The organism is Alloalcanivorax venustensis (assembly GCF_047495515.1).
GTDB lineage: Bacteria > Pseudomonadota > Gammaproteobacteria > Pseudomonadales > Alcanivoracaceae > Alloalcanivorax > Alloalcanivorax venustensis.
The window spans coordinates 2,989,740-3,010,946 of the sequence record NZ_CP179934.1 but is presented as its reverse complement, the minus strand read 5'-3'; the positions used below and the strand labels follow the sequence as shown (position 1 = coordinate 3,010,946).

Annotated in this window: 20 protein-coding genes, 1 tRNA gene and 1 pseudogene; 13 read left to right on the top strand and 9 right to left on the bottom strand. The window is 66.6% G+C overall.

What is annotated here, in order from left to right; all coding sequences use genetic code 11:
• Nucleotides 1–43 precede the first annotated feature (43 nt).
• On the top strand, nucleotides 44–1,765 hold the full coding sequence (locus tag ACMG4O_RS14115; protein WP_414434006.1) for a putative bifunctional diguanylate cyclase/phosphodiesterase: 1,722 nt from the start codon (nucleotides 44–46) through the stop codon (nucleotides 1,763–1,765).
• Nucleotides 1,766–1,852: 87 nt separating this feature from the next.
• On the opposite strand, the gene ACMG4O_RS14110 is transcribed toward ACMG4O_RS14115, so the two are convergent.
• Complete coding sequence (locus ACMG4O_RS14110) at nucleotides 1,853–2,053, bottom strand: CsbD family protein (RefSeq protein WP_142948146.1); 201 nt, start codon at nucleotides 2,051–2,053, stop codon at nucleotides 1,853–1,855.
• Between the two features lie 184 nt (nucleotides 2,054–2,237).
• On the opposite strand from ACMG4O_RS14110, the gene ACMG4O_RS14105 reads away from it, so the two are divergent.
• From ACMG4O_RS14105 to ACMG4O_RS14080, 6 genes are all read left to right on the top strand, one after another.
• Nucleotides 2,238–2,525: a hypothetical protein gene (locus ACMG4O_RS14105; RefSeq protein WP_142948147.1), complete on the top strand. Its 288-nt coding sequence runs from the start codon at nucleotides 2,238–2,240 to the stop codon at nucleotides 2,523–2,525.
• A 184-nt stretch (nucleotides 2,526–2,709) separates the two neighbouring features.
• Nucleotides 2,710–3,576 carry a sugar phosphate isomerase/epimerase family protein gene (locus tag ACMG4O_RS14100; RefSeq protein ID WP_194856781.1) on the top strand — a complete coding sequence of 289 codons (867 nt, stop codon included), beginning with the start codon at nucleotides 2,710–2,712 and terminating at the stop codon, nucleotides 3,574–3,576.
• A gap of 18 nt (nucleotides 3,577–3,594) precedes the next feature.
• The gene (locus ACMG4O_RS14095; protein ID WP_194856784.1) at nucleotides 3,595–4,611 is read left to right on the top strand and encodes a fatty acid desaturase family protein; all 1,017 of its coding nucleotides are present in this window, start codon (nucleotides 3,595–3,597) and stop codon (nucleotides 4,609–4,611) included.
• A gap of 29 nt (nucleotides 4,612–4,640) precedes the next feature.
• Nucleotides 4,641–5,528 (top strand): ABC transporter permease, encoded by an 888-nt coding sequence (locus tag ACMG4O_RS14090; protein WP_194856782.1) that lies wholly within the window; start codon nucleotides 4,641–4,643, stop codon nucleotides 5,526–5,528.
• Between the two features lie 26 nt (nucleotides 5,529–5,554).
• The gene (locus ACMG4O_RS14085) at nucleotides 5,555–6,580 is read left to right on the top strand and encodes an ABC transporter substrate-binding protein (protein WP_414434005.1); all 1,026 of its coding nucleotides are present in this window, start codon (nucleotides 5,555–5,557) and stop codon (nucleotides 6,578–6,580) included.
• 29 nt (nucleotides 6,581–6,609) lie between these two features.
• Complete coding sequence (locus tag ACMG4O_RS14080) at nucleotides 6,610–7,470, top strand: ABC transporter ATP-binding protein (RefSeq protein WP_414434004.1); 861 nt, start codon at nucleotides 6,610–6,612, stop codon at nucleotides 7,468–7,470.
• 91 nt (nucleotides 7,471–7,561) lie between these two features.
• Here ACMG4O_RS14080 and ACMG4O_RS14075 read toward each other — a convergent pair whose 3' ends face one another.
• The 3 genes from ACMG4O_RS14075 to ACMG4O_RS14065 all read right to left on the bottom strand — a co-directional run bounded on the left by ACMG4O_RS14075 (nucleotide 7,562) and on the right by ACMG4O_RS14065 (nucleotide 12,443).
• Nucleotides 7,562–9,043: a phospholipase D family protein gene (locus ACMG4O_RS14075; RefSeq protein WP_414434003.1), complete on the bottom strand. Its 1,482-nt coding sequence runs from the start codon at nucleotides 9,041–9,043 to the stop codon at nucleotides 7,562–7,564.
• 230 nt (nucleotides 9,044–9,273) lie between these two features.
• Nucleotides 9,274–11,076 (bottom strand): beta-ketoacyl synthase, encoded by a 1,803-nt coding sequence (locus ACMG4O_RS14070; protein ID WP_414434002.1) that lies wholly within the window; start codon nucleotides 11,074–11,076, stop codon nucleotides 9,274–9,276.
• A 185-nt stretch (nucleotides 11,077–11,261) separates the two neighbouring features.
• Nucleotides 11,262–12,443, bottom strand: a complete 1,182-nt coding sequence (locus ACMG4O_RS14065) for an acetyl-CoA C-acyltransferase (RefSeq protein ID WP_414434001.1) — start codon at nucleotides 12,441–12,443, stop codon at nucleotides 11,262–11,264.
• Between the two features lie 300 nt (nucleotides 12,444–12,743).
• Between ACMG4O_RS14065 and ACMG4O_RS14060 the strand changes: the two genes are divergently transcribed.
• From ACMG4O_RS14060 to ACMG4O_RS14045, 4 genes are all read left to right on the top strand, one after another.
• Entirely contained in the window at nucleotides 12,744–13,328 is a 585-nt protein-coding gene (locus ACMG4O_RS14060; RefSeq protein ID WP_067606139.1) for a superoxide dismutase, read from the top strand.
• 323 nt (nucleotides 13,329–13,651) lie between these two features.
• Entirely contained in the window at nucleotides 13,652–14,536 is an 885-nt protein-coding gene (locus tag ACMG4O_RS14055) for a hypothetical protein (protein ID WP_335629135.1), read from the top strand.
• Nucleotides 14,537–14,595: 59 nt separating this feature from the next.
• A tRNA-Leu gene (locus ACMG4O_RS14050) sits at nucleotides 14,596–14,680 on the top strand.
• 48 nt (nucleotides 14,681–14,728) lie between these two features.
• Nucleotides 14,729–15,046 carry a hypothetical protein gene (locus ACMG4O_RS14045; RefSeq protein ID WP_414434000.1) on the top strand — a complete coding sequence of 106 codons (318 nt, stop codon included), beginning with the start codon at nucleotides 14,729–14,731 and terminating at the stop codon, nucleotides 15,044–15,046.
• Nucleotides 15,047–15,137: 91 nt separating this feature from the next.
• Here ACMG4O_RS14045 and ACMG4O_RS14040 read toward each other — a convergent pair whose 3' ends face one another.
• On the bottom strand, nucleotides 15,138–15,941 hold the full coding sequence (locus tag ACMG4O_RS14040) for an SDR family NAD(P)-dependent oxidoreductase (RefSeq protein WP_335629137.1): 804 nt from the start codon (nucleotides 15,939–15,941) through the stop codon (nucleotides 15,138–15,140).
• A gap of 158 nt (nucleotides 15,942–16,099) precedes the next feature.
• On the opposite strand from ACMG4O_RS14040, the pseudogene ACMG4O_RS14035 reads away from it, so the two are divergent.
• A pseudogene (locus tag ACMG4O_RS14035) lies at nucleotides 16,100–17,222 on the top strand (GTP-binding protein).
• A gap of 53 nt (nucleotides 17,223–17,275) precedes the next feature.
• Complete coding sequence (locus ACMG4O_RS14030) at nucleotides 17,276–17,734, top strand: Fur family transcriptional regulator (protein ID WP_142948157.1); 459 nt, start codon at nucleotides 17,276–17,278, stop codon at nucleotides 17,732–17,734.
• Here the strand turns inward: ACMG4O_RS14030 and ACMG4O_RS14025 are convergent.
• The 4 genes from ACMG4O_RS14025 to egtB all read right to left on the bottom strand — a co-directional run bounded on the left by ACMG4O_RS14025 (nucleotide 17,731) and on the right by egtB (nucleotide 21,203).
• Nucleotides 17,731–18,231: a DUF1289 domain-containing protein gene (locus ACMG4O_RS14025; protein ID WP_335629142.1), complete on the bottom strand. Its 501-nt coding sequence runs from the start codon at nucleotides 18,229–18,231 to the stop codon at nucleotides 17,731–17,733. The genes ACMG4O_RS14030 and ACMG4O_RS14025 overlap by 4 nt on opposite strands.
• A 40-nt stretch (nucleotides 18,232–18,271) precedes the next feature.
• Nucleotides 18,272–18,820 (bottom strand): acyl-CoA thioesterase, encoded by a 549-nt coding sequence (locus ACMG4O_RS14020; RefSeq protein ID WP_142948159.1) that lies wholly within the window; start codon nucleotides 18,818–18,820, stop codon nucleotides 18,272–18,274.
• A 111-nt stretch (nucleotides 18,821–18,931) separates the two neighbouring features.
• Nucleotides 18,932–19,918, bottom strand: a complete 987-nt coding sequence (gene egtD, locus ACMG4O_RS14015; RefSeq protein WP_414433999.1) for an L-histidine N(alpha)-methyltransferase — start codon at nucleotides 19,916–19,918, stop codon at nucleotides 18,932–18,934.
• Nucleotides 19,890–21,203 carry an ergothioneine biosynthesis protein EgtB gene (egtB, locus tag ACMG4O_RS14010; RefSeq protein WP_414433998.1) on the bottom strand — a complete coding sequence of 438 codons (1,314 nt, stop codon included), beginning with the start codon at nucleotides 21,201–21,203 and terminating at the stop codon, nucleotides 19,890–19,892. The genes egtD and egtB overlap by 29 nt, the downstream gene beginning before the upstream one ends.
• Between the last annotated feature and the right edge of the window lie 4 nt (nucleotides 21,204–21,207).

Genomic DNA, 21,207 nt, shown 5'->3' with positions numbered 1-21,207 from the left:
TCGGGTTCGCTCCCCTTGCTCGAAAACGCTGTCTGGGGATCACATGAAGGATTCGCGCGGGGAGGCCGCTACCGCGAAAAAGAACATTGTGGCGCGGACCGACAGCCCCGCCTCGGTGGTGGAGGAACGGCTGCAGGCGGCGTTGGATTCCGACGACCTGGGTATCTGGGATCACGACCTGCGTGAGAACACCTTCTGGGCGTCACCAAACATCATCCGCATGGTGGGCATCCCCGAGGGCGGCCCCGCCAGTACCCGTTTGTTCTGGGAGTTCGTTCACCCGGACGACCGCGACGGCGTGCGCCAGGTGGTGCGCGGCGCCCTGGCGGCGGCGGTCAGCGGCCATTTCGAAGTGACTTTCCGGGCCCACCGCCGGGACCTGGGGCGGCTCGCCCTGGTGCGTTGCTCGGCACAGCTGGTGTTCGACCAGGACAACCGGCCGGCCCGCATGCTGGGTGTGTTCCGCGATGTGTCCGACCAGCAGGAGGAACAGGTCAAGCTGTTCTACGAGGCGCACTACGACGAACTCACCGGCCTCGCCAACCAGAAACTGCTCACCGAACAGACCCAGTCCGTGCTTGATCAGGAGCGGCCCGCCGGCTGCCTGCTGCTGGAGCTGGACGGCTTCCAGGAAGTCAGCGATACCCTGGGCCAGGAGGCCGGCAACCGGCTGCTGCAGCTGACCGCCGCGCGTCTCACCCGGCTGTTGCCGGAGGGGGCCCTGCTGTCGCGCACCACCGGCGAGGAATTCGCCGTGATGCTGCCCGACCAGGACCAGGCCCGGGCGCTGATCCAGCTGGCGGAAGCGGTCCACGGCGTCTTGCTGGAAACCTTCATGATCAAGGACCGCCCGGTGGCGATCAGCGGGCATGTGGGCATTGCCTTCGCGGCCCCGCAAGGCTGCGCCAGAACCCTGCTCAGTGACGCCCACCTGGCGCTGGCCGACGCCAAGGCCGCCGGCTACGGCGCCAGCCGGGTCTACCAGCCGGCGCTGCGCAAGGCGCTGCGGGCACGCCAGGACATGAGCGCGGACCTGCGCACCGCCGTGCTCGGTGAGCAGTTCGAACTGTATTACCAGCCCCAGGTACGGCTCAGCGACGGCAAGATCGTCGGCGCCGAGGCCCTGCTGCGCTGGCACCATCCGCACCGCGGCCTGCTGGCGCCCGGGGAATTCCTGCCGCTGCTCAAGGGCAGCCCGATGGCGCGGATTCTCGGCGACTGGGTGATCCGCCAGGCCTGCGCCAAGGGCGCGCTGCTGCACCGGCAGGGCCGCCCGCTGTGCATGGCGGTGAACCTGTTCTCCGCCCAGTTCAAATTGGGCGGGCTGGCGCGCATGGTCGCCGATACCCTGCGCGAGACCGGTCTGCCCGGCGAAGGGCTGGAGATCGAGATCACCGAACGGGTGATCATCAACAGCGACAACCGCCTCAAGAACACCCTCAACGACCTGCGGTCCCTGGGCTGCCAGCTGGCCTTCGATGACTTCGGCACCGGCTACGCCTCGCTCAGCATGCTCAAGGAATTCCCGATCACCCGGCTCAAGGTGGACAAAAGCTTCGTCGATGCGATTCACGAGTCCGGCGAGGACCATGCCGTGGTGCAGGCGATGATTCAGCTGGCGGAAACGTTCGGGTTCTCGATCACCGCCGAAGGCATAGAAACCGAGCAACAGGCGGAGGTGCTGCGGCAACTGGGGTGCCGGGAAGGGCAGGGCTATTTGTTCGGCAAACCGATGCCGTGGCAGGAGTTGTACGCGCTTTTATAGGGTGTTCATAAAAGTACCGGGCCGGACCAAAAACGGGCCGGCTGTGACGCCGGCCCGCTGGGTACTCAGGCAGATCAGGCTTTGAGATCAGCCGTGCTTGCCGAGCCAGTCATCGGCTTGCTTCTCCGCTTCCTCGCGGCTGGAGCCATAGCGCTCCTGAATCTTGCCGACCAGCTTGTCCTTGCGGCCTTCGACCTGCTTCAGGTCGTCATCGGTGAGCTTGCCCCACTGCTTCTTGGCATCGCCCATGAGCTGTTTCCAATTGCCTTTCAACTGATCGCTGTTCATTACTACCTCCGTGCGGTAACGATCCATGAGCCTGGAGTATGCCTCAGGAAACCGGGATAGCGGCGAATCTTTAGCATTCTTTTAAGAAGCGGCCGGCCCGGGGTGCGGGGCGCCCGCCGCTTGCAGCCCGCCGCCCGGCGCCCCATCATTCAGGTTTCACCGATGCAACCTTCAAGGAGTCTCCGTGGCGGCAGTTCTGGCGGGCGGTATTATTGTTATCTGGCTGGCGTTGAGTGGCGGGCGCGCACTGCTCAACGCCGGCGGCATCCAGCTGCACTGGCCCGCGGATCTGCTGGCGCCGCTGTTGCTGGCGGCTCTGGAGACCCTGTTGTTCCTGCTTACCGTGCCGGACGCGCCGGTGCTCGAAGAGGCCCGCCGCTGGCCCGTAGCGGGCGCCCTGGTGGCGCTCGCCTGGGTGATTAACGGCGCCGTGGCCGGCCGTGTCTGGATGAGGCGCCGCCGCGCCGCCTGAATCGCGCTTCTTTTTGGTGCGCTCTCCCCGAAATGGGGCGCGCCGTCGGCGCGATTCCGGGCGTTTTCGTCTTTAAATATGCAGAATTGCATGTATTTATAGGGGTTTATAGGGTTGGCATAGCTGTTGCTCCTGAGGGGTTAAGCAAGGTTTTTAACCACTCACCGGAACCACGAGGAGCACCATGCAGTTATTGCGATTCAAAACCCTGTGGGGCCACCCGGGCACCCCGGAGCAGGCCGCCGCCCTGGCCGTGGCCGCCGGCTTCGACGGCCTGGAAGCGCCGCTGCCGCAAGCCGGCGCGGCCCGCGACGATCTGGCCGGGGCCCTGCACGGGCACGGCCTGCGCTGGATTCAGGAAATCTGCACCGCCGGCAGCTATGTGCCGCGCCGCGACGCCAGCGTCGCCGAGCACCTGGAAGACTTCGAAACCCAGCTCCGTGACGGCCGCGCCCTGGGCGCCGAGTTCGCCAATGTGATGGGCGGCTGCGACGCCTGGCCGCTGGAAGACAGCGTGCGCTTCTTCGCCGAGGCCCACGAGATCGCCGAGCGGGTCGGCGTCACCGCCAGCTTTGAGACCCATCGCGGGCGCAGCTTCTTCAACCCCTGGACCACGGTGGCGGTGCTCGACCGGGTGCCGACTCTGCCGGTGACCTGCGACTTCAGCCACTGGGCGGTGGTCTGCGAACGCCTGCCCGACAGCGAATGGGACTGCATCGAGCGGGTCGCCGAACAGGCCCTGCACGTCCATGCCCGGGTCGGCTACGACCAGGGCCCCCAGGTGCCGCACCCCGGCGCGCCGGAATACGCCACCGCGCTGGCTTCCCACCAGCGCTGCTGGGAGGCGGTCTGGCAGGCCCAGCGCCGCCGCGGCCTGGCGCAAACCACCCTGACACCGGAATTCGGGCCCGACGGCTATCTGCACACCCTGCCGTTCACCCACGCCCCGGTGGCCGATCTGTGGGATCTCAACCGCTGGATCGGCGATTGCCAACAACGCCATTTCCATCGCTGGCGCGCCGCTGCCGCCGGCCGCGACCAGGTGGCCTGAGCAGAGGAGAGAACGGTGATGAAATCGATACAGCAAACCCTGCGTCATCCGGACGCTCTGGTTCCCAACCTGCTGGTCCTGGCCTACATCCTGCTTGGCTATGTGGGCGGCTGGCTGCTGATGGCCCAGCCGGGCTGGTTACTGCCCGCCCTGGGCGTGCTGGCCTGTGGCCACGCCATGGTGATCGCCGCCTACCTGGTGCACGACTGCGCCCACAATGCGCTATTCAAGAAGGTGGAACACAACACCCGTCTGGGACGGGCACTCAACTGGTTCACCGGGGGCTGCTATGGCACCTACGAGGATCTGCGTTACAAGCACATGCGCCATCACGTGGATAACGCCGACACCATCGCCTTTGACTACCGGGCCTGGCTCAAGGCGCACCCGCGCACCGAGAAACTGGTGTTCGCCCTGGAGTGGGCCTATGTGCCGGCGGTGGATTACATGATGCACGCGGTTCTGATGTTTGCGCCGTTCATCGGCTACGCGGACAAGGCCCAGCGGCCCCGGGCGGCGCTGGTGCTGGCGGTGCGTTTCGGCGTATTGGCGCTGCTGGCGCTGTGGAGTATCAAAGCAGTGCTGCTGTACGCGCTGGCCTACACCCTGATGCTCACCGTGCTGCGTTTCTTCGACGCCTTTCAGCACAACTACGAGATTATCGCCATTCTCAACAATCCGGACGCGCCGCTGCCCCACAAAGGCGACCGCGATTACGAGAACGACAACACCTACAGCAACCCGATATCGCGCCGCTGGCCGGCGCTCAACCTGCTGGTGCTCAACTTCTGCTACCACAACGCGCACCACGTGAAGCCCACCTTGCCCTGGTACAAGCTGCCGGCCCTGCACCGGGAACTGTACGGCGACGAGTACCAGCGCACCCTGGCGTTCAGCGACCAGCTGCGCAGCTATCACCGCCACCGCCTGGCCGGCATTCACGCCGAGACCTACGGCCAGGTGCCGGCGCCCCAGGCGATGCGCGAAGGTCGGGCGGTGCCGGTCTACGGGCTCAGCTTCCTGACCGCGTTTTGAACCCTTTGGCCGGTAAAGAGGAGCCGCCTATGACCGTTTCCCTGCAGGACCGCCTCGTCACCGGCGCCACCGGCGCCCGCGCGGAGCATGTTGAGAGTGCCGCCCCCGCCGCCGCCCGGCCGCGCCGCCGCTGGCTGGACTTCGGGCAGACCCTGGACTGGCGTCAGCGGCTGCTGCTGGGTAGCGCCGGCTGGCTGGTATTTTTCGCCGGCTGGTACCTGGCCGCCAACGCCGGCCTGGCGCCGGACCGCCTGTTCCCCGGGCCGCTGCAGGTGCTTGCTTCCCTGCAGGAGCTGTTCGTCGAGAAAGCCTTTCTCGGCGACGTGCTGGCCAGTGTGCGCCGGATTCTGGTGAGTTTCGGGCTGGCGGTGTCCGTGGCGCTGCCGCTGGGGCTGCTGATGGGCGCCTTCGCCCGCGTCGACGGCGTGCTCAACCCGTTCCTGGGCGCCTGCCGGTACTTGCCGGCGCCGGCGTTCATCCCGCTGCTGCTGATGTGGCTGGGCACCGGCGACAGCCAGAAGATCGCGCTGCTGCTGATCGGCGTGGTGTTCTTCCTTTCCATCATGCTCGCCGACGTCACCCGGCAGGTGCCGGCGGCGTTCGTGGAAACCGCCAAAACCCTGGGCGGCGGCCGCCGCGCGGTGCTGTGGACGGTGGTGTTCCGCCATTCGCTGCCGGGCTATCTGGACACCTGCCGGCAGATGCTGGCGGTGAGCTGGACCTACCTGGTGATCGCCGAGATCGTCGCCGCCACCGACGGCATCGGCGCCATGATGATGCGCGCCAAGCGCTTCGTGCACGTCGACGACATCATGGCCGGCATCGTCACCATCGGGCTGCTGGGCCTGGCCCTGGACGCCCTGTTCCGAGTTCTGCACCGCTGGTGGTTCCCGTATCTGCGCGGTGGCCACCAGTGAATTTCGTTCCCCGAGGAGTCATTACCATGCGTATCGTTAAAACCCTGATGCTGGCGGCGGGCCTGAGCTTCTCCGCCGCGGCGGCCCACGCCGCCGACACCGTGCGGGTGTCGCTGTTCTCCTGGCCCGGCTACGGCTTCTGGTTCATCGCCCAGGAGAAAAACCTGGTGCCGGACCTGGACCTGGAAATCACCATCATCGAGGACCCCTACGAGAGCTTCTCGCTGATGTCCGCCGGCGCCCTGGACGTGACCTCCAGCACCGCCGAATACGGCCCCATCGCCGCCGACAAGGAGGTGCCCGTGAAGCTGGTCACCTACACCAACCCCTCCTACGGCACCGACAAGATCGTGCTGGCGCCGGGCGTGGACAGCGCCGAGGACCTGAAGGGCGAATCGGTGGCGGTGCTGGAAGGCGGCCTCACGCAGATCTTCATGGGCATCTGGCTGGAGCAGAACGGCGTCAGCATCAAGGACGTGCAGTTCACCAACCTGATCATGGACGACGCCGTGGGCGCGCTGGTGGGCGGCAATGTGAAAGCCGCTGAATTCTGGGAACCGTTCGGCTCGCAAGCGCTGGAGGCCCTGCCCGGCGCCACCGTGGCCGCGTCCTCCGCCGAGGGCGACTGGATTGAAACCGCGCTGCTCGGCGACGGCATGTACATGAGCGACGCCTTCCTCGACAAGCCGGAGCTGGCCGCCAAGACCATGGAAGCCTACTTCAAGGCGGTGGCGTTCTGGAAAGAGAACCCGGAAGAGGGCAACAAGATCATCGCCAAGGGGCTGAACTTCCCGGTCGCCGACGTGGAAAAAGTGATCGGCAAGGACGGCGAGATTCTCAAGGGCGGCATCTGGGTGTTCGACGCCGAACAGGCCGGCAAATTCATGGGCGTGATTCCCGGCGAGCTGCCCCTGGGCCCGCAGAACGGCCAGATGGCGCAGCACTGGGAAACCACCACCGACTGGTGGCTCAAGTTCGGCCTGATCGACGAGCGCCACCCCATCGACGCCGGTGTGAACACCGCGCCGCTGGAAGCCGTGCTGAGCGAATAAACGCGTCCCTGGAAAGGAGAGAACGCCTTATGGATCCGAACCACAACGGGCTGACCCTGAGCCGCGTGGGCAAGACCTTCCGGGCCGGCACGCGCCATGCGCGCACCGCCCTGGAGGATGTCTCGCTGCAGCTCGCCCCCGGCCAGGTGGGGGTGCTGCTGGGCCCCTCCGGCTGCGGCAAATCCACGCTGCTGCGCATGGTGGCGGGCCTGGAAGAGCCCACCACCGGCGCCCTGGCCCTCAACGGCCAGGCGATCACCGGCCCCGGCCGCGACCGGGGCATGGTGTTCCAGAGCTACACCTCCTTTCCCTGGCTGACGGTGCGCCAGAACGTGGCCTACGGGCTGCGCATCACCGGCGACAGCAGCAGCCTGCGGGAAGGGGCGGTGGACTACTTCATCGACGCGGTGCGCCTGGGCGACGTGGCCGATGCCTACCCGCACGAACTGTCCGGCGGCATGCGCCAGCGGGTGGCGATCGCCCGCACCCTGGCCAACCACCCGGCCCTGCTGCTGATGGACGAGCCGTTCGGGGCGCTGGACCCGGAGACCCGCTGGCAGATGCAGTCACTGCTGCTGGAGATCGTGCGCAAGGAGCGCACCACGGTGCTGCTGGTGTCCCACGACATCGAGGAGGCGCTCTACCTGGGCGACGTGGTGTTCTTCCTGTCCAGCCACCCGGGCCGGCTGCGCGAGACCATCCGCCCCGGCTTCAAGGCGTCGCTGGGCGGCGACCGGGAAGCCATGCTCGAACACCCCGAGTACCGGCAACTGGACCTGCACATCCGCCGCATGATGAGCGACGAAGGCCGCTGTGCGAGCGGGCCGGGCCCGCGAAAGGGCGCGAAGCGCCCGGCAGGATCCCAGAGACCTCTGGAAACAGAGCAGTAATAGGGTCTCTGGTATCCCGCCGGCAAGCAGAGCTTGCCTTTCGCGGGCAAGGCCCGCTCCCACAAAGGCCCGGCCCCACAAGGCGGTGTGGTTAGAAGGTCGACCAGCCGGTGAATTCCATAAAACGGTAGAGGGCGTAGCGCAGTCTTGAGTCGTCGGAATACGCTTCGTAGGGTTCGCTGAACAGCTTGCCGTCCGGGTTGCTCCAGCGGCGCTGGAAGGCGTCACGGGCCGTTGTCATGGCCGGGTGGTCGGCGGCGGCGGTGAGCTGGACGCTGGTTTCCAGGTTCAGGTTGTCCAGGTTGCGGCGGGTGAAGTTGGCGGACCCGGCGATCAACACCGCCGGCCGTGCCGCGCCGTCGTCCCCATAGCGCAGCAGCATTTTGGTGTGGCACTGCTCGCCATGGGTGGCGCACCAGCGCACCTCGACCCCGGCGTCGTGCAGCTCCCAGGCGACCTGCCGATTGGGCACGCCGTTCTTTTCGCGGCCGAAGGCGTCCTTGTTGGGGTCCAGCAGCAGGCGCACCCGCACGCCGCGCTCGCGGGCGGCGGCCAGCGCCTCGATCAATGGCCGGTGGGAGAGATAGAACACGCCCACATCCAGACGCTCGCCGGCGCGGGCCTCCTCAATGGCGCTCAGCAGGGCGTCGCGGATCGCCGCTTCGCTGAGCACCGACAGCGTGGCGCCGTCCTGTTGCGGCGTCGCCGTGCCAGCGCGGGCCAGCGGCCAGTCGTCCAGGTCGTCGGCGCCGGAGAACGCCGCCGCCGCCCGTTCCGATTGCAGCAGATCGAGCGCCGCCGGGCCGCTGAAACGCACCGCGATATTGGAGTGGGCACTACTGGCGTCGTGGGCGTTGGCGGAGGTGACCAGCCCGGTCCAGGTGTCGCCTTCGTCCACCACCAGGGTTTTACGGTGGTTGGCCTTGAAGTTGATCAGCGTCAGGTAGGTGCGCAGGGTGACCTTGCCGTCGCCGGTGGGGTTGGGCAGCCAGCCGCCTTCGGTGCTGTTGCCGGCCCATTGGCAGCACAGCCGCCACAGCGCCGACCAGCTCGGGTTGGAATCGCGCAGGCGCGGCAGATCCGTGAACACCACCCGCACCCCGGCCGCTTCCAAGCGCTCCAGATGGGGCGCGCGGACGCCGCCGTAGAGCGTGTTGAAGCGGTCGGTGATCAGCACCGCGCGCAGGTCCGGGCGCTGCTGTTTGCGCTCGATCAGAGCGTCGGTGAGTTGTTCGCTGAGCGGGCGCAGGGTGTCGGTGGTGGCGCCGGCCATGTCGTTGAACAGGAACATGTCCACCACCGCCAGCGTCTCCGCCTGGCCGATCAGGCGGAAGAATTCTTCGAAGATCGCCTGATCGAAATGGCGCCGGGGTTCGCCCTGGCTATCCGCCGCCGCCTGTTCCACCCAGGTGTCGTCGATCAATACCGCCACGTCCTCCGCCGGCCGCGTCGGCCAGGCCTCGCCGACACCCTCGGGCAGCGGCTTGAACACATGGTAAAGGGCGGTGAGCAGCCAGGCGCCAGCCAGCACCAGAATCAGCAGAAGAACAGGGCGTTTGCGGGAAGAAGGCATGGATTGTCGGTGCTTTTGTGGTTAAGAGGCCTTTTTGAGTACACCGAAAATACGTTTCTGGCATCCCGCCGGCAAGCTGCGCTTGCCTTTCGCGGGCGGGGCCCGCTCCCACAAGGTGGGCATAGGCACTGTGCGAGCGGGCCCTGTGGGAGCGGGCCCAGCCCGCGAAAGGGCGCGAAGCGCCCGGCAACGGTTGCCCCGCAGGATCCCAGAGAGATCTCTAATCCGACCTACCGGTAATCGTCGAAGCCACTGTCATGCCCGAAAGTCAGCGGCTGGTCCCAACCCGGCAGCCGAATCTCCCGGTCGTTGATCGCCACGTCGTCGCCGTGCAGCACGCCGTCGTTGAAGTGGTACTCCGGCAGCGCCTGGCCGGCCAGGGCGCGGCGGTCGTACTCGCCGGCGGCGGCGCGGGTGGCGCCGACCTTGTCCCGCCAGCCGTCCAGCGCGGCGGCGCCGTGGCGGCGCGCCAGCAGGTCGGTGGTGGCGTTGGGGGAGAGCACCACGGCGGTGGCGTTATTGCCGCCGAAGCCCTTGGAGTTGAGCAGGGCGGCGTCCGGGCGCAGCTCACGGTGTGCCTGTTTCAGGGACAGCCGGTCGGCGTGCAGGTCGTCGGCGAAGCGCTCCACCGTGGCGATGCCCGGCAGCACGCCGTCGGCGAAGGTGCCCAGGGCCGCCGCCAGCTGGTCGCCGCCGGCGCTGCCCAGGGAGTGGCCCACATAGGCCTTGATCGCCGCCACCGGCCAGTCGCGGATGCCGAAGGCCTCGGCCACCTGGTTGAGCACATGGGATTCGGTGACCCGGTTCTGCGGCGTGCCGGTGCCGTGGGCGTGCACATAGCTGCGCGCGCGCAGGGCGTCCTCGCCAAGCAGCTGGCGCACCAGGTTGGCGCTGCGCGCCAGGGTCAGGTAGTTGCCGATGCCGGGGGAGGAGATTGACTTCTTGGCGCCGTCCGCGTGCACGAACACGTCCGGCACCGCGCCGAGGATGTCCGCGCCCAGTTCCAGCGCCAGGGCGTCGTCCATCAGCACCGCGAACTGGGCGGACTCCGCCATGGTGAAGCCGCAGTTGTCGCCGAACGGCCGGCAGGCGCGGCGCAGGTCGGCGCTGGCGGCGCCGTCCAGGGCGGCCAGGGCCTCGTCTTCGGCGAGCGCGCCCATGGCGCGGTAGCCCTCCATCACTTCCGGCACCAGCGGCGCTTCGCTGGTGCCCACCACCACCAGCCGCGCGCGGCCCTGGCGAATGGCGTGCACGCCGCGCTCCAGGTTGTAGAGGAAGGTGGCGCAGGCGCCCAGCATGCCGCCGGTGGAGCCGGCGCTGCGCAGCACATAGGCGTTGATGAAGTCGGCGGTCATTTCGCCCAGGCCCAGCGGGCACTGCTTGGAGGTGGTGCGGTGGCCCAGGGCCGGGGCGCGCATCATGCCGCCCAGGCCGTTGTCGTCGAGCTGGGCCATGGCGTTGGAGGCGTACACCGCCACCTCATCCGGGGCCAGCCGCCCGCGCAGGCTGTCCCAGGGAATGCCGAGCATGCCGAACGCATCGCTGACGCCGTAGACCGCCATCTGCAGGGCGCGCGGGTGGTTGCGCGAGGCGTACAGGGCGCCCGGGTCGAAGCCGTCGGGCAGTTGGCCGGCGGCGCTCACCCGGCGGGTGACGTCGGTGGGCACGCGCAGATCGGCGCCGGCGGGCAGGGTGACGCGGCTGCGCTGGCGGTTGATCGGCTCCACCCGCCAGCCGGTGGGCAGCGGGTCGGGCAGGTCCATATTGCGCATTTCCAGCGTCAGCGGGCTGTCGCTGTGACCGTTCACCGCCATGTTCAGGCGCTGGCTCTCCGGCAGGCCGCGGATCAACGTGCCGTTGAGCAGCGCGGTTTCGCTGTGCACCCCGTTAAGGGCGCCCAGGGCATCCAGGGTTCGCCGTCGGCCGGCGTCATCCAGAGCATCGAACACCAGACGGTGAAAACCGTGGTGCATGGAAGTGCGGCCGGCGGCGTTAATGCCGCCGACGGCGGTGATGACGGGCAGGGCGGGCATAGGACTCCCCAGAATGTGACTGAGCGGTCAATTCTAGGCGCCTAAGGCTTCTTTGCGTATGCGTCAGAAGGGTTGATGTTGCAACGGGATATTACCGGCGCCAATACCTTGTGGGAGCGGGCCCTGCCCGCGAAAGGCCGGCAAAGCCGGCCGGCGGGATTCCAGAGACCCTGTTTGTACCGCGGTCAGATCAGCTCCACCGCCACCGCGGTGGCTTCGCCGCCGCCGATGCACAGGCTGGCCACGCCGCGCTTGCCGCCGGTGCGCTTGAGCGCGTGGATCAGCGTCAGGATGATGCGCGAGCCGGTGGAACCGATCGGGTGGCCCAGGGCGCAGGCGCCGCCGTGGATGTTGAGCTTCTCGTGGGGGATGCCCAGGTCCAGCATCGGCATCATCGCCACCATGGCGAAGGCTTCGTTGATCTCGAACAGATCCACGTCGTCCACGCTCCAGCCCACTTTCTTGAGCAGCTTCTCGGTGGCGCCGATCGGGGCCACGGTGAACTCGCTGGGGTGGCGGCTGTTGGTGGCGTGGCCGAGAATCCGCGCCAGCGGCTGCAGGCCGCGCTGCTGCGCCACGCTTTCGCGGGCCAGCACCAGCGCCGAGGCGCCGTCGGAGATCGAGCTGGCGTTGGCGGCGGTGACCGTGCCGTCCTTCTTGAACGCCGGCTTGAGGCCGGGGATCTTGTCGATATTGGCGTTGCCGGGCTGCTCGTCGGTGTCCACCACGGTCTCGCCTTTGCGGGTTTTCACCGTCACCGGCACGATCTCGTCGGCGAACCAGCCGTTGTCGATGGCGGCCTGGGCGCGCTTGAGGGATTCGATGGCGAAGTTATCCATCTGCTCGCGGCTGATGCCGCGCTGGTCCGCCACGTCCTGGGCGAAGGCGCCCATCAGGCGGCCGGTTTCCGCGTCTTCCAGGCCGTCCAGGAACATGTGATCCGCCACCTGGCCGTGGCCCATGCGGTAGCCGCCGCGCGCCTTGTCGAGGATATAGGGCGCGTTGCTCATGGATTCCATGCCGCCGCTGACCACGATGTCGTGGCTGCCGGCCTTGATCATGTCGTGGCAGAACATGGTGGCGCGCATGCCCGAGCCGCACAGCTTGTTGATGGTGGTGGCGCCGGTGCCGTCCGGCAGGCCGGCCAGACGCATGGCCTGGCGGGCCGGGCCCTGCTTGAGGCCGGCGGGCAGCACGCAGCCCATCACCACGTCTTCCACATCGGCCGCCTGCAGGCCGGCGCGGGCCACCGCTTCGCGGATACAGGCGCCGCCCAGTTGCGGCGCGCTCATCGGCGCCAGCGAACCCTGGAAACTGCCCATGGCGGTGCGCGCACCGTTGAGGATAACGATATTGTTTTCGGACATGCTGATGCTCCGCTTTCAGAGGTCTCTGGAATCCTGCCGGGAGCTTCGCTCCCTTTCGCGGGCAAGGCCCGCTCCTACAGTTGTAAAAAAACGGGCGTAGTGTACTTGAGATCACCCGGGTCGTCCCCAAGTGGGAGAGTGCAACGGACTCGGACTTTCCGAAAAAGTAATCATTCTCAACAAGCGGTCGGCAAGGGCAAAAGGCGTTTGCTCGGTGGTTCACCGAAAGGCTGCTTGTTATGATGCTCCGGTAATTTTTTCGTCCGAATAGCAATTCGACAACAGTCAGGGGAATTGACTATGGCTTTTGAACTTCCGCCGCTTCCTTTCGAGAAAGACGCTCTTGAACCGCACATCTCCAAAGAGACGCTCGAGTATCATCACGGTAAGCACCACAACGCGTACGTCACCAAGCTCAACGATCTGATCAAAGGGACCGACGACGAAGGCAAATCCCTGGAAGAGATCATCCAGAGCGCCAAGGGTGGTCTGTTCAACCAGGCCGCGCAGGTCTGGAACCACACCTTCTACTGGAACAGCCTGAGCCCCAACGGCGGCGGCGAGCCGTCCGGTGCACTGGGTGAAGCGATCACCAAGAAGTTCGGCTCTTTCGATAAGTTCAAGGAAGAGTTCAACGCCAAGGCGGCCGGCAACTTCGGCTCCGGCTGGACCTGGCTGGTGAAAACCTCCGACGGTGGCGTGGACATCGTCAACACCGACGACGCCGACACCCCGATCGCCCACGGCAACGGCCAGACGCCGCTGTTCACCGTGGACGTGTGGGAGCACGCCTACTACATCGACTACCGCAATGCCCGTCCCAAGTATCTGGAATCCATCTGGAACCTGATCAACTGGGACTTCGCCGCCAAGAACTTCGCGTAAGTGAAGCTCTTGTAGGACGCGATTGTGGGAGCTTGCCTGCAAGCGAAAGGCCGGCAAAGCCGGCCGGCAGGATACCAGAGACGTTGTTTGTGCTGCCGTTAGGCATGCCTCTGGAATCCTGCCGGGAGCTTCGCTCCCTTTCGCGGGCAAGGCCCGCTCCCACAAATTTCGCTCCCACAAGCCCTTTTACTACCCCCCCGCAAACCGCCTTCCTCCCGGAACTTTCTCTGTTTCCCCGCACACCAAGCCACACCGCTGTGCGCCGATGACGGCGGGCGGGTAAGATAGGTGTTTTCCCACATCGGACAGGACAGGGTTTCCCCATGACTCGAGAGCGAGACGTCAAACTGGGTGATATCGACGACGTACCCGTGGACGAGCCGCGCCGGCGGAAAGCCAGCGCCCCGCCGCCCCAGGGCGGCAACGGCGGCGACCGGGGCAAGGGCGGCGGCCGCACCCCGCCACCGCGCCAGGCGCCCCCGCGCAGCGGCGGCGGCAACGGCGGCTGGATCTTTCTGACCTTGCTGTTGGCGGTGGCACTGGCGGTAGCGTGTGCTTACTTCTACCGGGAGATCACCGCGCTGCAGGGCCAGATGGAAACCCGCATGGGCATGTCCTCCGAGCAGCTCGAGAACCTGCAGGCACGCCTGTCGGCCACCGACGAGTCCCTGGACCAGTCCGCCGGCAAACTGCGCGAGACCCTGGACAACCAGAACAAGGCCATCGACAAAAACGAAGATGAGATCCGCAAACTCTGGGACGTCAGCAACAAGCGCAACAAAGAGTGGATCCAGGAAAACCAGAAAACCGTGCAGAGCCTGCGCGACAGCCTCAAGAGCAACGACAGCGCCCTGGCCGGCCTGAAGAAAACCGTCAGCGGCTACGACCAGAGCATCAAGGACACCCAGAGCCAGATCGGCGAGCTGAAAACGCAGATAGACAGCGCCGTCAAAGCCGTCAACGAAAGCAGCTCGCAGTGGCGCACCCAGATCAACCAGCTGGAAACCCAGGTGGATGTGGTGGTGGATACCGTCAAGCAGCTCGAGCAGCAGAACCAGAGCCAGAAGGACGCCATCGCCGAACTGCGCAACAGCGCGGGCGGCGCCGATCAGCTCAAGCAACGGCTGGACGACATCGACGCCGCCATCAAGGCGTTCGACCAGTACCGCATCCAGGTCAACAACCGGCTGGACCGGCTGGAGCAGTAACGCCGAGGGTCGGGTTACGCTTCGCTAACCCGACCGGTCGCTGCTATACTTCGCGGCCTGCGCCAGTGGTGGAATTGGTAGACACGTCAGGTTTAGGTCCTGATGCCGCAAGGTGTGGGGGTTCAAGTCCCTCCTGGCGCACCATCCGACAATATGAAGGGCGGCTCACGCCCGGTTTCCAAGGAGGGAGACATGCAAACACGAGCCAGGAAGGCGTTCGTCCTCACGGCTTTGGCCGTTTTTTCCGGTGCCATGGTGTCCGCTTCGGCATCCGCCGACAGCGCGCTGGACGCGCGCATCGCCAAGTATGCTTCAATCTGTGACGACTACGAGCGTGCCAAGGCGCAGCTCGAGTGCCATCGTCCGCCCGGCAGTTATAAGCACGCCTACGAGATGACCGGCCAGGCCCGCGAGCGGGCGCTGGCGCAGGGGCGTAAGTTGCTGCGGATGCGGCGGGAAACCGATGAGGCGATGGATCGGGTCGGGCGGGATCGGCGGCTTTATCGGTAATTGATGGGTCTCTGGGATCCTGCCGGGTGGCTGCGCCACCCTTTCGCGGGCTGGGCCCGCTCCCACAGGGGGCCGCTCCCACAAGGCCCTGCTATTTCTTCTTGAGTTTGGCCTTCAGGTTCTTGTCCATGCGGCGGAAGAACGGCTGGGTGAGTCTCACCGCCGGGCCGGGCGCGGCGGCGAGCACCAGGCTGCCGAGGGTGCCCAGGGGTTTGCCGACGCGGGCGGGGCGGTCGCGCAGGGCCTTGATAATCCAGCCGGCGGCGTCTTCCACGCTCATCATGCGCATGTGCTTGTAGATTTCCGTGCGGTTGGACATCGGCGTGCGCACCATGGGGAAGTAGACCATGGTGGCCTGGATGCCCTTGTGGCCGAGCTCCGCGTTGAGCGAGCGGGAGTAGGAGTCCAGCGCCGCCTTGCTGGCCAGGTAGGCGGAGAACAGTGGAATCGGCACCTGGGCGGACAGGGTGGAGGCGTTCACCACCTGGCCGCGGCCTTGCTCCAGGAAGCGCGGTATCAGCCCCATGGTCATGCGCACCGCGCCGATGTAGTTGAGCTGCATGGTGCGCTCGTAGTCGTGGATGCGGTCCAGCGCCTCGAGGATGGGGCGGCGGATCGAGTGGGCGGCGTTGTTGACCAGGGCGTCCACCCTCGGATGCTCATGCAGGATGGCGTCCAGGCTGGTGGTGATGCTGTCCGCGTTGGTCAGGTCGGTGGGGTAGATCCAGGCCCGGCCGCCTTTGCGGTGGATGTCGTCCTGCACCCGTTCCAGTTCCTGTTCCCGGCGCGCCACCAGGCACAGCCGGGCGCCGCGCGCGGCCAGCTGTTTGGCCGCTTCCTCGCCGATGCCGCTGGAGGCACCGGTGAGCACGATGGTCATACCTTGAAAGCTCATCGAACGTCGTCTCGCTGATCGCAAACAAACACCCATAGTGCCTTGCCGGCGCGGACGGTGCATCCCGCTAATGCGGCTTGCCATATCAGTTATGTTATAATATAACATTACGACTTCACGCATGAGCCATTCACGAGTTGCCATCAGGGAGAACCATCATGCAGGACACCGCAGTGGACAAGCGTCTGCCGGTCACGGTGCTGTCCGGGTTTCTGGGCGCCGGCAAGACCACGGTGCTCAACCACATACTCAATAATCGCGACGGCCGCCGGGTGGCGGTGATCGTCAACGACATGAGTGAGATCAACATCGACGCCAGCCTGGTCAACCAGCAGGTGAGCCTGAACCGTGCCGAGGAAAAGCTGGTGGAGATGAGCAACGGCTGCATTTGCTGCACGCTGCGCGAGGATCTGCTGGAAGAGGTGAAGCGGCGAGAGCCTGTCGTCGGTGGCGCGCCTCGATACCCTGGTGACCGTGGTGGACGGGGTCAACTTTCCCCGCGATCTGCGCGAAGCGGCGGACCTGCGCGAGAAGGGCGAGCACCTCGGCGAGGATGACGAGCGCAACGTGGCGGACCTGCTGGTGGACCAGGTTGAGTTCTGCGACGTGCTGCTGGTCAGCAAGATGGATCTGCTCGACGACATCCAGCGCCAGGATGTGATCGGCATGCTGCACGCGCTGAATCCGGACGCGGTGATCGTGCCCATTAGCCAGGGCCGGGTGCCGCTGGACCAGGTGCTCAATACCCGGCGCTTTGATTTCGAGCGCGCCAGCCTGGCGCCGGGCTGGCTCAAGGAAATGCGCGGTGAGCATGTGCCGGAAACCGAGGAGTACGGCATCAGCAGCTTCACTTACAGCGCACGCCGGCCGTTTCACCCGGCCCGCTTCCACGCCTTTCTGAACCGCGACTGGGACAACGGCAAGCTGCTGCGTTCCAAGGGCTATTTCTGGCTGGCCACCCGTCCCCGTCTGGCGGGCACCTGGAGCCAGGCGGGCGGCATCGCCCACCATGGCGTGGCCGGTTTTTTCTGGAAGGCGGTGCCCGAGCACAACTGGCCGGACGATGCCGAGACCCGCGCCTTCATTCGCGAAAAATGGCACGAGCCGTTCGGCGACATGCGCCAGGAGCTGGTGTTCATCGGCCAGGGCATGGACCCGGCGCACACCCGGCGGGCGCTGGACGCCTGCCTGCTCAGCGAGGACGAGACCCGCGCCGGGCTGGAATACTGGCGCACCCTGCCGGACCCGTTCCCGGACTGGGGCCTGGAGGAAGCGTCCTGATACCGGGATAATGGAGCCGCGGCCAGCGTCGGCCGCGGCAGCAGGGAGACCCCATGGCGCCAGGTTCGCAAGCCAAACTGGAAATCGCTGAACGCCGTTGTCTGGAACAGGGCCTGAAACTGACCCCCCAGCGCCGTCAGGTGATGGCGCTGTTGCTGGAGCAGGACGACCCGGCCAGTGCCTACGATTTGCTGGACGCGCTGCAGCGCCGTCATCAGCCCGGCGCCAAGCCGCCCACCATTTACCGGGCGCTGGATTTCCTGGTGGCGGCGGGGCTGGCCCACCGGCTGGCGTCCACCAACCGTTACATGGCCTGCGGCCACCTCGCCTGCGACCACGGCCATGAGGCCGGCACCCTGTTTCTGGTGTGCGACCAGTGCGGCGCGGTGCGGGAAGCGCCCATGGACAGCCCGCTGCGGCGGCAGTTGCAGCGCAGCCTGAAAAACGAAGGCTTCCGTGTCGGCGCCCAGCCGTTGGAAATGCACGGCCGCTGCGAACGCTGCGCGCCCTAGAACAGGCCTTTTTCGCGGGCCGCCTGCATCACCAGCTCGCCGGTGCTGCCCACCGGGCGCGCGAAGGAGCGGTCGTAGTGGGCCTGATTGAGGGCGTGGCACTCCTTGCTGATCAGGTCGTAGAGTTCACGCGGCGCCAGGCCCTCGGCGGCGGGCAGCGGTTCCAGGCCGAACACCCGGTAGTCGATGCGCTGGCGGCCGGCGGCCTTGAGCAGCTCCGGGACCCAGCCGGTGGGGGAGAGCTGGGTCTGGTAGCGCAGGTTCTGATAGTCGAGCTGGCCGGCGAGCGCGTCGGCGTCGACCACTTCGAAGTAGTTGCTCACCACCAGGCCGAGAAGCTCGTCGAGACGCTCCCAGACGATGCGTTTCTGCTCGTCGGAGTAGGCGTTCCAGTCCACCACTTCGTGGCTGAAGCGGCGGCAGCCGCGACAGACGGTGTCGCCGAAGACGGTGGAACAAACGCCGATGCAGGGGGTGCCGATGCGGGGTTTGGACATGCCGGGATTGTAACGCAAGCGCCGCGGGTTGTGTGAACCCTCAAGGAATATCGCGGGCCGGCTCCGGGTCGGTTTCGGTGAGCCGCTTCTTGCTCTGCAGCAGGGTTTTCCAGTCCTGCACATAGGCGGGCAGCGGCGGTGACACCTTGTTCAGGCCGGTCATCTCCTGGAACGCCTGGGGGCTGATGGTTTTGCCGCCGTACATGTGCGCCAGGCGCAGCAGGGCGTGGGTGTGCAGCTTGCGCTGCGAGTCGAAGCGCTGGTCGTAATAGGTGTACTTGTCGTCCCAGCCGAGGATGCGGGTGTGCACCATGAAGCGCTGGTAGGGGCGCAGCTCGCGGACATAGGCGATTTCACTGTTGGCCACCACGGCGCTGGCGCGGGCTTCGATCATGCGGTTGAGCAGGCCGGTGACCACCGCGTGCTCCAGCCGGCAACGGTCCATGATCTTGGTGTACTTGCCGTTGTTCAGGTGCATGTTGAGATCGATGTCCAGCAGACCCACCCGGAATTCCATGGACACCACATCGAACAACGAATAGGTGGGCGTGCGTTTGCGGCGCCGGGCGGCGCTGATCAATTCCAGCATTGGTGTTTTCCTTCCCCAGGGCGTTCGCCAGCGGCCAACGCGAATCAAACTACAGGATACAGGATACGGCGGGCCCCGCTACATGGCGCCGTGCCCCCGTACCGGCGGCCCTCAGACCGCCTTCGCCAGATGAATACTGAACAGGCCTTCGTCGTCCACCCAGCTGGACAGCGGCGCGAAGCCGGCGTCGCTCAGTTCCCGGGTGAAGGTCTCCACCGTGAATTTATAGGAGTTTTCGGTGTGAATGCGACTGCCCGGCGCCAATTCGATGGTGTGGCCGTCGATGCGTATGGAGTGCGCTTTTTTGCACTCCAGGTGCATTTCAATGCGCCCCAGCGTTTCGTTGTAGAACGCCCGATGCTCGAAGGCGGAGACGTCGAAGCCGCATTCAAGCCGGGCGTTGAGATGCTCCAGGGCGTTAAGGTTGAAGGCGGCGGTGTGGCCGGCGCTGTCGTTGTAGGCGGCGTTCAGCCGGGCCGGGTCTTTTTGCAGGTCGGCGCCGATCAGCAGGTAGCCGTCGTCGCCGGCCAGACGGCGCAGGCCGGCCAGGAAGTCGGCGCGGGCGGCGGGCTCGAAGTTGCCGATGGTGGAGCCGGGGAAAAACACCAGCCGGGGCACATCGGTGGGGTAGCCGGGCAGGTCGGCCGGGAAATCCAGCGCCTGGGAGTAGTCCGCGCACACCGCGTCGAAACGCACCGAGGGGTATTCACCGGCCAGCGCGCGGCTGGCGTCGAGCAGGCACTCCCGGGAAATCTCCAGGGGCATGTAGCCGTAGGGGCGCCATTGGTCGAGCAGAATGCGCACCTTCTCGCAACCGCCGGCGCCGGGCTCGGCGATCACCAGGTCGTCGCCCAGTTGCGCCGCCATGCCGGCGGCGTGCTCGCGCAGCAGCGCCGCCTCGGTGCGGGTGGGGTAATACTCCGGCGTGCGGGTGATGGCGTCGAACAACGACGAGCCGCGCTCATCGTAAAAGTACTTCGGGTCCAGGGTGGGGCGCGCCGCCGACAGTGACGCGGCCACCTCCCGGGCCGCGTCCGCCACCGGCGGGCGCAGGTCCAGGAAAGTCAGGTTAGGCAATAATTGTTGGGGTTGGGGCACGGCCTGCCTCCATGCTGTGTGCCAGACGTACGCCGCTGAACTGCCAGCGCAGATGAGGGTAGAAGAAGTTGCGGTAGGTGGCGCGCAAATGGCCCGGCGCGCTGGCGCAGGAGCCGCCGCGCAGCACCATCTGGTTGCACATGAACTTGCCGTTGTACTCGCCCACGGCGCCGGCGGCGGCCGCGAAGCCGGGGTAGGGCAGGTAGGCGCTGGCGGTCCATTCCCAGACATCGCCGAACAGCTGCGCCGGGCCCTCGCTGTCGGCGCCGGCCACCCCGGGGTGGAAACGCCGGTTGTCGACGAAGCCGGAGGACGATCCGGAGACCACCGGCAGCCCGGCGGCGGCGTGTTCCCACTCCGCTTCAGTGGGCAGGCGCTTGCCGCTCCAGCGCGCGAAGGCGTCGGCTTCGTAGTAATTCAGGTGGGCCACCGTCTCCTGCGGGTTCACCGGCCGCCGGCCGGCCAGGGTGTAATAGGCCGGCGTGTCGCCGTCCAGATCCCAGTAGAGCGGGGCTTGCGCGCCCTGTTCCTTGAGCCAGGCCCAGCCGTCGGACAGCCACAGCTCCGGGCGCCGGTAGCCGCCGTCCTCGATAAAGGCCAGGTATTCGCCGCAGGTCGCCGGGCGGCTGGCCAGGGCGAACGGCTCCAGCCACTGGCGGTGGCGGGGTGTTTCGTTGTCGAAGCAGAAGCCCTCGGCGGGGTCGGCGCCGATCTCGGTGAGGCCGCCGGAGTATTCGTGCCAGCGCAGCGGTGGCGCCTGGGCGTCGCTGTCCTGGCGGGGCCGGTACACCGGCGCCAGCGGGTTGTGCGAGAAGCTGAACTTGAGGTCGGTGACCAGGAGCTCCTGGTGCTGCTGCTCGTGCTCGATGCCCAGCGCCACCAGGTCTATCACCTCGTCGGCCACGTCCGGGCGGTTGAGCAGCGCCTGCATCGCCTCGTTCACGCTGGCCCGCCAGGCGCGCACCGCCTCGTTGCCCGGCCGCGACAACAGATGCCGCTGCGGGCGCGGGTACTGTTCGCCGACGCCGTTGTAATAGCTGTTGAACAGATATTCGAAGCGCTCGTCGGAGGGTTTGTAGCCGGGCGCGAAAGGCTTGAGGATAAAGGTCTCGAAAAACCAGGTGGTGTGGGCCAGGTGCCAGCGCGGCGGGCTGACTTCCGGACAGGCCTGCAGGCCCATGTCCTCGGCGGTGAGCGGCTCGCACAGGGTCTCGCTGAACGCGCGGGTGTCGGCCAGGCGCCGGGCCAGGCCGGCATGCCGTGGTTGCGTTTCTGGCTGGCTCATAGGG